This window comes from Spirosoma endophyticum (assembly GCF_900112365.1).
Taxonomy (GTDB): Bacteria; Bacteroidota; Bacteroidia; order Cytophagales; family Spirosomataceae; genus Spirosoma; species Spirosoma endophyticum.
In genome coordinates, this window is record NZ_FOLQ01000018.1 from 1 (window position 1) to 11,262 (window position 11,262).

The following is an 11,262-nucleotide window of genomic DNA, read 5'->3' on the forward strand; positions in this document are numbered from 1 at the left end:
TGGCTAGGGGTGAGTTTTCCGATTGAATTTGCCAGATGATGCCTTTATTCGCGTAAACAGCCCAGTCAAGAGTGTTCTTAGAAACATCAATCCCAATGAAATGGCGAATGTCCATTGAAGTGCTTAATTTTATGGTTCGACAATCAGACAGCTTACTCATCACTCGCTACCTTGCTAATGGGTCACAACACCCTAATTTCTATTCGAGGTTAAGTAAGAAAGACCGAGCGGGACCTGAATCGGCCCATAGGTTGCGAGCCTGGCCGGAGACGCTAGGGAAGCCCGCTCGGTTGTCTGTCTGGCAAGCTACCCAAATCTTGGTTTCTTACCAGCCCTCAAACCTAAAGGCCGGAGCGGTGATTTTAATAGCTGTCCAACTTAATCAGTAGCAAACGCTGGCTCACTTTAGTGGGTTCAAGACAAAAGCGTCCGTATTGATCGCGAATGTAATCTTGCCTAATTATTTATTTTAGGTGAAAAATCGATAACTAATAGCAGGCTAAAACACTCGAATTTCAAAACTTCCCTCAACGATCATCCCTCACCTACGAGCTTAATCAATAGGCCCATTACCGTAGTATAGATCTACACCAACAGTTATGGTGCTTTTTCAATATGTTCTAATACTTTTTTAATAAATAAGTGTCATTTTAACAAGTATAAAAAAAATGGCCTATCCTTTTGAAATCAAGCTGCAAATGCATGTCGGATCAGTCGATCCGCCAGCTCTTCGTCAATGAGAAAAAATTACTTTTTATTCGTTCTGTGTCTCCTGCTATTGGGAGTCATATCACCGCTAGTTGCCCAGCAAAACCTGGTACCCAACCCGGGCTTTGAGTCGGGCTCTGGTGATACGTTCACCAACTGGACCAAAGCCAATGGATCGACCTATCTGACCGCCACAACCGCTGCCGCCGAAGTGCACGGTGGAACACGCGCTTTAAAAGCAGCGGGGCCGGGCTTTGCTGGTCAACAATATCAGGTGCAGATGCTAAGTGACCTGATTCCAACTACCATCGGCACAGCCTACACGTTTAAAATCTGGATCAAAGCCGCTACTGCTGGCGGAACGGTCCGCTTCTCGACCCAGCCCAGTGCGCTCTACGGTCCCGATACGAATGTTCCGGACAACGTATGGACTCAGTTGTCATGGACATTTACGGCCAATGTAACCCAAACCCGCATCGCCCTGGATTTAGGACAAAGCAACGTCGTCTATTATCTGGACGACATGGAAATGCTGGGAACGGTTGTCGTTAACCCGCCTGCCGCTAATCTGGCAAATTACTTACCCAATCCCAGCCTGGAAGAGGGTACGGGCAACACCTTCACCAACTGGTCGGAACTGAATGGAGCGGGTTCGTTTTCAGAAACGACCAGTCCCGCCGAAGTGAAAGTTGGGGCCAGAGCTTTAAAGGTGGTATCCACCACGCCCCGCAATGCGTACGAAGTACAGTTTGCCAGTCCTTTTTTAAATACGCCGGTGGGCAAGCGCTTCCAGTTTAGTATCTACATCAAAGCGGCTGTGGCCGGAGGGCAGGTCAGACTATCCACTATATCGCCCCTGGCGAACTATGGCGCGTACGCTTATTCAACTACGACCACCATTGGTACCGACTGGCAGTTGTTAACGCTCGATTTTACACCGGTTGAACCTACTACGCGGGTCGCCATCGATCTGGGTACCAGCAGCGCTACTTATTTTGTAGACGACATGAGCCTGACCTCGACGGATGCCCTGCTAATCGGAAACGGTGGGTTTGAAACCGGTTTTGGCGATAACTTTACCAACTGGACCAAGCAAAACGGAGCTTCGTTTCTGACAGCTACCACTACTGAGACTCACTCGGGTGGCCGGGCGCTACGGGCTGAGGTCACCGGTAGTCAGCCTAATGCCGGCCAACCTTACTCGGTACAGTTGATCAACGATGCAGCCACAACGGTTGTCGGAACACAATATACGTTCTCGATCTGGGCTAAAGCCACCACGGCTGGAAGTACGATTCGCTTCTCGACCACGCCCAACTCGCTCTACGGACCTGATACGCCTGTACCGACCACCTGGACCAAACTGAGCTGGACATTTACAGCCAATGAAACCCAGACTAAACTGGTCCTTGACCTGGGCAAGAACACGAACGTTTATTACCTTGACGATGCCGATATCAGCCCAGCCATCATCAATCTCGTTACCAATGGGAGCTTTGAGTTGGGTGGCCCTGGCAACAATTTCACGAACTGGTCAAAATACAACGGGGCGGCCAATATAACCGAAACCACCGTTGCGGCTGAAGTGAACGAGGGCAGCCGAGCGGTAAAAGTGATCAATACAGCCACTGGTGAACCGTATAGTGTGCAACTGGTAAGCGACCCGATGAGTCTTAGTGCCGGCAAAAATTACACGGCCAGCATTTATGTGCGCTCGAATGTGGGGGGAGAAGTCATCCGGTTTTCGACCAATGCTACAGCCGGTGCTCAGTACGGGCCCAACTATACGACAACAACGGCCTGGCAAGCCATGACCTGGACGTTTACGGCCAATGATGCCAGTACCCGGATTGTGCTGGACATGGGTACAAGTGTTGGTACGTTCTTTGTCGATAACGTAACGGTGACCGGCGCGGATGATTGTGCGGTCAAGTATCAGGTACCCGCTGGTCAAACGCCTATCGCTACGGGAAAAAACAAATTCCTGGGATCTGCATACAGCACCCCTCAGATGCCAAATTTCGAGAAGTATTTTAACCAGGTAACGCCCGAAAACGCGGGTAAGTGGGGCAGTATTGAAGGAACCCAAGGCGTTTATAATTTTACCGAAGTAGATCAGGCCCGTGCGTTTGCCAAGCAGCGTGGGTTCCCCTTCCGGTTTCACGTACTGGTGTGGGGCGCGCAACAGCCAACGTGGCTAAAACCGCTGAGCGATGCGCAGAAGGTTCAGAAAATAAAAGCCTGGTTTCAGGCGGTTGCCAACCATTACGATGGCAGCTCGGACGCACGGGCCAGGCTGGAATACATTGAAGTGGCCAACGAAACGCTGAACGATCCACCGAATAACCTGGGCCCCAATTTAACTGATCCGGCCAGTGGTGATTACGTAAACGCGTTGAAATCATTGAATGCCGAACTAGGCACAACACCTGGTCGGTTCGACTGGGTTGTCAATTCGTTCAAACTGGCCCGGCAGTACTTCCCCTGCGAAACCAAACTGATGTTGAACGAGTACAACGCTGAATCCGGCCTGGCAGATGATTATGTGTCGCTGGTTAATCTGCTGAAAGCGGATAATCTGCTGGATGTGATCGGACTACAGGGCCACTCGTTCTCGACCCGGAAGTACGACCCCAATCAAAGCTTTGCGGCCCATACTGCCTATTTGAGAACACAACTCGATAAGATTGCCGCAACCGGATTGCCGATCATGATTACCGAACTGGACATCGACGGCGATGTAGACAATACCTACACGGTTACGACTAACGTAGCGGTGAAGCAGGCGTTCCAAAAATCGGAATATGAGCGCATTTTTGGTTTGTACTGGAATCACCCATCGGTCATTGGCATCACCCTGTGGGGGTATCTGACGGGCCACTGGCGCACAGCTCAGGAAGCGTTTCTGGTCGATGCCTGTAGCGGTCAGGAAAAACCGGCCTTACGCGATTACCTGAACAACACGCTTAGCAACAACCCAAACAGCGTTCGCGCATCCGGTAATCCGCCCTTAGGCACGAGTTTTCTACCCAAAATTTGTGGCATTCCGGTGGCCGCTCAATATACGTGTACCAGTGAGGTACCCGTGTCCAGTACGGCGGCTATCACGGCTTCGGCGGTCAACTGCCCCGGCCCCCTCAGCGTTACCGTGCAGGACGTAACCACGCCAGCGACCCCGACGACCGGTGCTTCCTACACCATTGTCCGAACCTGGACCGTCACCGATGCCTGCGGCAATGTCGGAACAGCATCTCAGCGAATCACGGTTTTGGGCACTTGTCTTCCCGTTGCTACGTCCTGCGGCAGTCCAACGGCCACGCTGGGGCAACCGCTCAGCCTGGTCGCACCAACCTACAACTGTGCTACGAATGAGTTCAAGTTCAACACCGTCGGTGGCGATGGCTCCCCCGTCAGTTACTCAGCAACTGGTATCACGTCTCCGACGACGAGCTGTACGGCTATGGTCGATGCTGGTATCGCGCAGGACATTCGGAATCAGCGACCCGATTTGGAGCCCTTCACCCTGTCGGCCACGCAGAACGGCATTACAGTGACGTATTTGTGGAATGCTCTGACCACCTGTAGTTCCGTAACGGCGACGCCACCGAATGGACTCGCTCTGCTTACACCAGAGTACAACTGCTTAACAGGTGCGTTCATCTTCAAAACCCAGGGCGGCAACGGCGACCGCATCGAGTTCATGGCCCTGGGTATCACCGGCTGGACCACGAACCCCAACCAGTTTGTGGATACCGAACTGCGCACCGCCGTCGATGCCCAGCCGATAACGCTTAAAGCCCGCCAGAACGGCACTGAGGTAACCTACGTTTGGAATATTCGGGCACAGTGTCCGGTGGGGGCCAACAGCCCACCGTTTTACAACGGGAGCTTATCGAACCAGACGGCTCAGCAAAACAGCCCGTTCAACTACGTACTGCCCACCGGTGCCTTCACCGACCCCGAAGGTCAGCCGCTTACCTTTGCCGCTTCCGGATTACCCATCGGCATTACCTTTAACGGAACGACACTGAGTGGTACACCCATGCAGTCAGGCAGTTACCTGGTTAAGATCACCGCTACAGACCCTAGTGGACTAGCGACAGAGGGTGTATTCACATTGACGGTTGCGCCAGTAGGTGGAGGTTCACTTCAGCTCGTAGCGCCGGAATACAACTGCTTGACGGGTGCATTCATCTTTAAAACCCAGGGCGGCAACGGCGACCGCATCGAGTACATGGCCCTGGGCATCACCGGCTGGACCACGAACCCTAATCAGTTCGTGGACAAGGAGAGCCGAACGGCCAGTGATGTTAAACCCTTTACGTTGATGGCTCGCCAGAGTGGCAACGTAGTGACGTATGTCTGGGATCTAAAAGCGTCCTGTGGACGAGCTCGTGCCGGTATCGACGAACTGGGCACGGGGTTGCAGGTACGGGTACTGGGCAACCCCGTGGAAAGTAAATCGGCGGAGGTCGAAATCAGCGGTGTCGATGGCCAGTCGGTTCAACTAAACCTGACTGACAGCCGGGGTGATCTGCTGCATCAGGTCCATATCCATCAGGCCCGAACGCTCGAACGAGTTAGTATACCGATCGGTACGGCACAGGGAATTTTGTTATTACGGGTTAGTACGGGCACCGAGCAGAAAACGCTTAAATTGCTCAAACCCTAACGCAAGAAGCTCCTGTTTACAGGTCAAGAAGTCAACAGCCAGACTTTAGAAAGTCTGGCTGTTTGTTTAGTTACTAAGTGGCCCGAACGAATTTAGGCACCTGAAGACGTATCGGCCTACGGCTTTCAAAGGGTGCAAAACAATTGATTGTATGACAACTGGAGTGGCGCGTATGTGCCCAAGATGTTCGAGATTTCTCCTTGTCAACTCATACGGATCATACAGGCAATTCTCTGAAATAGATGTTTATTAATCAAAGGGTTTTCGTGGACGAAATCCTAGTTGTTCAGAAAAAACAACCCTTTCGTGAACGGTTTCAGGCACTAATGGCAAGAGTCGGACTATTTCTCTGCTTAACAAATAGCGTTCATTTGGCCAAGGGATTTTGTTGACCCGGCTTATCGGGGTTTTTAGCGCTGTAGACTAAAGATCGGCACGCTACGTTAACGTCGGTTCGTTTTCCCTGAGCAACGGCACAAACTCTTTCTCCAGCCGGATGAAGGTAGCGTTACGATTACCAGTATGATCATAACAATCGTTGAAGGCCCCTTTTCTCCTTACGGCCGACAGCGATAGAGGAAAAAGCATACAATCACCGAAGGAAAGTTCAGCATGCCTTTTAAATAATAAAATCCAGACGATTGATTCGAATCAATCGTCTGGATTTTATTCAATGATAATACCGCTTATGCGATGGTATCTTCAACGGTGTCTTTCGCCCGCTTGTACGACCCTTTAATGGAATCCGCTACGTTGTCTAACGCATTTTTCGCCGTCCGACCCGCTTTATTCGCTTTGTACCGATATTTCATTTTATCGTAAGCACTTGGTACATACGAGTGTCGATTTCGAGAAAACAGCCATATACCGCCAAGCACGGCTATACCCACGGCTACGGCAATTGCTGTCGTTTGCTTCTGTTGCTGTTCGGCTTCTTCCTTAGGCGTCATGTCTTTTCGGGTTTGAGCGGCCAGCAATGGATCGGGCAGTATATGGCCCAGCGCTACTCGTGCCTTGTTCATCCAACCGGCCACTACGTGATCTTTTCCACTCATTAGCGCTTCGTACCCTTCTTTCGCCACATCGGCGGGGTTGGCCGTTTTCTGCGGATCGGCTCCTTTAATATTTTCAGCGCCCGCTACCTTAAAGAAATTGGTATTAGTCGCCCCGGGCATCAGTACCGTAACGGTTACATTCGTGCCAATCAACTCATTTCGAATGGCTTCGGAGAACGATTTAATAAATGCCTTGGTCGCACCATAGACGGCCATCATCGGGTTGGGCACGACCGATACTTCTGAACCGAGCATCAGAATTTTGCCGTTATTCCGGGCTACCATGTCTTTTAAATACAGCTTGGTCAGGTGCATCAGGGCTACAGCATTGACCTGTACAACGCTTAATTCTTTTTGCAAATCTGTCTCGGTCGCAAACATGCCGTATTCACCAAAGCCCGCGTCATTAACCAGTATATCAATCTGTTGCCCTTTTCCGCTGGTTTCGCCGTAGATTTCTTCGGGTGCTTTGGGGTCTGCCAGATCTTTATTGATGATGGTTGTTTGAGTGCCGTACTGATTATAGAAATTACTGGCTAATTGCTGGAGGCTTTCTTCATCACGCCCAACCAGCACTAAATTGTAGCCATCTTTGGCGAAAAGCCGGGTTAGTTCGCGGCCGATGCCGCTGGATGCGCCCGTAATCAGGACTGTTTTTTCGTTGTTCTGGGTTTCCATCGTTGAGTGGTTTGAGCGTATTGTCCACAGAGCGGTCCGTCGATGTGGACATTTTTTTTGTCTTAGGGTTTCAAAATGACTTTGGTGCAGTCGTCTTCCTTTTTCTTGAAAATGTCGTAGGCCCGCGAAATCTCGGCCAGGGGCAGTACGTGCGAGACGATATCATCCAGTACAACTTTGCCCTGCACTACCAGATCAAGCAAATGATCAATGTTTTTGTGGACAAACGACTGACCAGTACGTATCGACACGCCTTTATCAAATATGCGGCCGATCGGGAAGTTATCCGAAGGTGTACCATACACGCCCACCACCGATACGATACCACCCCGACGGACGGCCTGAAAACATTGTTCCAATACGCTGGTGCTGCCTTTCTCCAGATTAATAACGGCTTTGGCTTTATCCAGCAACGTTCGCTCGGCTTCCATGCCCACGGCATCTACACAGAGGTCGGCCCCGCGGCCTTCGGTCATGCTACGTATGGCTTCGATCACATCGACCTCATGCGGGTTGAGCGTTTCGACTTTGTTGACGCGCCAGGCCCGTTCCAGCCGGTAATTGACCGGATCAATGGCAATGACGCGTCCGGCACCCTGCAACCAGGCCGATTTCTGGGCCATTAGTCCAACCGGCCCCGAGCCGAAAATGGCTACCGTTTCTCCTCCTTTTAATTCGCCCCATTCGATGGCGCTCCAGCCTGTGGGGAAAATGTCGGACAGAAAAAGTACCTGCTCGTCTTTGAGTTCTTCAGGTACGTGGCGCAGACCGTAGTCGGCAAAAGGGACGCGTACATACTGAGCCTGCCCGCCATTGTAGCCCCCATAGAGGTCCGAATAGCCGAACAGCCCACCGCCTTTTTCGGTCAGTAACCCGCCGTCTGGTCCATAAAACTCGGGATTAGAGTTTTCGCAGTGCATCTCCAGATGGTGGTTGCAGAAATAACATTTGCCGCAGGCGATGGTAAAAGGTACCACCACCCGATCGCCTTTTTTAAGGTTGGAAACCTCAGAGCCGACCTCTTCAACGATACCCATAAACTCGTGACCGAGTACTTCGTTGCGGAATTGGGGCAGAAACCCGTCATAAATATGAAGGTCTGAGCCGCAGATGGCTGTCGATGTGATACGTAGAACGACATCCCGCGATTGCTCAATTTTAGGATCATCCATTGTTTCGTAACGGATGTCACCGACTTTGTGGAAGACTGCTGCTTTCATAAATTGATTGAAAAGAAACGTTGAGCCGACTACTCGGGTATAGCCAGTAACGCTGTCAACTGGCGTTGGTTTATTAATCCAAGGGAATGGGCCGATTAAGTAGCCCACAATTACCCTATCTCGTTATTCGCTTTAGCCGCTTCGTCGGTCAGGTGCGCCAGCACGGAGTTAGACAACCAGGTTTCACTATCCTTACCCGTTGCCCGTTGCTCACCAATTCCGCCCGGATCGGGCAAAAAACCATTGGCAAACGCCAGTGTATCCGTAATTAAACCCGGGGCTATACCATGCAGGGCGGTCGCTATTTTTGCCGGCAACGTAATGATACGTTCCGCTTCTCCCACCCGACAGGCTGCCAGAATCTGACGGGCACAATCGTCGGCGGCAATCGTGAACAGGGGGATTGAATCACCAAGTTTGAAGACCGTATATTCTTTCTCGTTCTGCCCTTTGAAAATCGCATTCCGGGGACTTCCCGTACGGATCAGGCCGGGACAGATGGTCGTGACATAAATGCTGTCTTTGATGAGTTCGGAACGTAGTCCTTCCGAATACCCGACAAACGCAAATTTACTAACCGAATAGGGTGACAGGTGCGGCACGGCGATTTTGCCGCCAAAGGACGTAATGTTGACGATACGCCCGGATTTGCGCGCGCGCATCTGAGGAAGTACCGCATTGATCGTATGAAAAGCCGACCAGAAATTGACTTCCATAGCCTCCCGGAAATCCTCTTCCGTCGTATTTTCCAGCGGACTGACAATAATGGTCCCGGCATTATTGACCAGTATATCGACCGGGCCAAGTACCTGTTCCACCGCCCGCATAAACGCCTGCACCTGCGTCTTGTCGGTGATGTCACAGGCATAGGTGAAGATATCCGTTCCCCGCATGCGCAGGTCGGCCTGAGCACGATCTAACTCAGCCTGATCGCGGGCGCAAATGGCTACGTGCGCGCCCGCCTTTGCGAATTGCCGGGCTAAGACAAGTCCCAACCCGCGTGCTCCTCCGGTGATAACAACGGTTTTATCATGAAAATCAATGGTTCGTTTTCTGTCTAAATAGGCCTTTGTAACCATCAGCGCGCCCATACCCGCCAGCGTCCACCATAAGCCTGTACTCGTCGATGCGCTCATAATTTATTGTGATTTTACGTCTGTACTAGGGTCAACCAACGTAGTAAACGGATTGTTGGCGGGGCTTAGGGAGCGGACTCATTGGCTGACCATAGGCTTATTTTCACCTCGCAGGCAAAACCAGGACGCCACTTTTCGGTTTTATAAGACGATTTCCCGGAAAATAGAGGATGGAAGCAGACGCAACGAAACACCTTTGGTGGCAGGAAGGAATCATTTACCAGATTTATCCCCGTTCATTTCAGGACAGTAATGGCGATGGTATCGGTGATCTTCCGGGTATTTTGACACGGCTCGATTACCTGAGCGAACTGGGTATTACAGCTATCTGGTTATCGCCCATTTTTCCGTCACCTATGGCCGACTTTGGGTACGACATCTCTGATTATCAGGGCATCAGCCCTTTGTTTGGCACCCTATCCGACTTCGATGCGCTTGTAGCCGCCGTGCATGGTCGGGGCATGAAACTGATGCTGGACCTGGTACCGAATCATACGTCCGACCAGCATCCGTGGTTTCTGGAATCCCGCTCGTCCCGCGATAATCCAAAACGGGACTGGTACATCTGGCAGGACGCGCTCCCCGACGGCGCGGTACCGAATAACTGGCTTAGCATGTTCGGGGGAAATGCCTGGGAGTGGGATGAGCCAACCCAGCAATATTATTACCACGCCTTTCTGAAAGAGCAGCCGGATCTGAACTGGCGAAACCCGGAGGTACAGGAAGCGATGCTCAATGTTATGCGGTTCTGGCTGGACAGGGGCGTTGATGGATTCCGGGTGGACGTTATGTGGCACATGATCAAGGATGAAATGCTGCGTGACAATCCGGTGAATCCCAACTACCAGCCGCACATGGCTACCTATGAGCAACTGCTGCCCGTGTACTCCACGGATCAGCCGGACGTGCATGATGTGGTTATGCAGATGCGGCATGTGCTGAACAGCTATCCCGAACGAATGATGATTGGGGAGATTTATCTGCCGCTTCATCAGTTGGTTGCGTATTACGGCGTCGACGGTAAAGGAGCGCATTTACCATTCAATTTTCAGTTACTGACGTTGCCCTGGGAGGCCCGGCAGATTGCCGCTGCGGTTGATCAGTACGAGGGTGTTCTACCGGTTGATGGCTGGCCAAACTGGGTGCTCGGCAATCATGATCAGCCACGTATTACCAGTCGGGTGGGTAAGGAGCAGGCCCGGGTTGCCGCCCTCCTGCTGCTGACGCTGCGCGGTACTCCAACTATTTATTACGGAGATGAAATTGGCATGCGGGACGTACCGATCCCGTTTGAGGAAGTGCAGGACCCACAGGGCTTGAATATGCCCGACAAAAACTTGAGCCGCGACCCCAGCCGGACCCCCATGCAATGGAATAAATCCCCGAATGCAGGCTTTAGCGAGGGAAAACCCTGGCTCAGACTGGCGCGCGATTTCGCTCGGGAGAACGTGGAGCGGCAGAAGGAAGATCCCTACTCGATGCTAACGCTATACCGGCGACTGATCAAATTACGCCAGCAGGAGCCTTCTCTGCGGGTCGGCGATTACGTACCCGTATATTCAGATACCCAGCTTATAGCGTACATCCGCCAGCTTGAGGGCCATCCCCGTTTCCTGATTTTATTGAATCTGAGCCACCGTCCCGGTTATTTTAAAGCAAAAGATAGCTCTCTGACGGGTGTTGTTGCCATTGCTACGTCGCCCGATTGGGAAGGAACGCCGGTGAACGATACCATTAGTCTGAGTGGCGATGAGGGCCTGGTGATACGCTTGACTTAAGTTCTTTAACCACAC

The 11,262-nt window shown here is 51.7% G+C and carries 6 protein-coding genes; 2 read left to right on the top strand and 4 right to left on the bottom strand.

The annotated features are described in order from the left end of the window. Positions 1–736: 736 nt before the first annotated feature. Positions 737–5,380 (top strand): endo-1,4-beta-xylanase, encoded by a 4,644-nt coding sequence (locus BM202_RS27975; protein ID WP_093832442.1) that lies wholly within the window; start codon positions 737–739, stop codon positions 5,378–5,380. A gap of 438 nt (positions 5,381–5,818) precedes the next feature. Here BM202_RS27975 and BM202_RS37430 read toward each other — a convergent pair whose 3' ends face one another. The 4 genes from BM202_RS37430 to BM202_RS27990 all read right to left on the bottom strand — a co-directional run bounded on the left by BM202_RS37430 (position 5,819) and on the right by BM202_RS27990 (position 9,469). Then, positions 5,819–5,968 (bottom strand): hypothetical protein, encoded by a 150-nt coding sequence (locus BM202_RS37430; protein WP_177236704.1) that lies wholly within the window; start codon positions 5,966–5,968, stop codon positions 5,819–5,821. A gap of 98 nt (positions 5,969–6,066) precedes the next feature. Further along, on the bottom strand, positions 6,067–7,113 hold the full coding sequence (locus BM202_RS27980; protein WP_093832444.1) for an SDR family NAD(P)-dependent oxidoreductase: 1,047 nt from the start codon (positions 7,111–7,113) through the stop codon (positions 6,067–6,069). A gap of 62 nt (positions 7,114–7,175) precedes the next feature. Next, positions 7,176–8,333, bottom strand: a complete 1,158-nt coding sequence (locus BM202_RS27985; protein ID WP_093832612.1) for a zinc-dependent alcohol dehydrogenase — start codon at positions 8,331–8,333, stop codon at positions 7,176–7,178. A 110-nt stretch (positions 8,334–8,443) separates the two neighbouring features. Continuing rightward, entirely contained in the window at positions 8,444–9,469 is a 1,026-nt protein-coding gene (locus BM202_RS27990; protein ID WP_093832446.1) for an SDR family NAD(P)-dependent oxidoreductase, read from the bottom strand. A gap of 170 nt (positions 9,470–9,639) precedes the next feature. On the opposite strand from BM202_RS27990, the gene BM202_RS27995 reads away from it, so the two are divergent. Continuing rightward, entirely contained in the window at positions 9,640–11,247 is a 1,608-nt protein-coding gene (locus tag BM202_RS27995) for an alpha-amylase family glycosyl hydrolase (protein ID WP_093832448.1), read from the top strand. Positions 11,248–11,262: the final 15 nt, after the last annotated feature.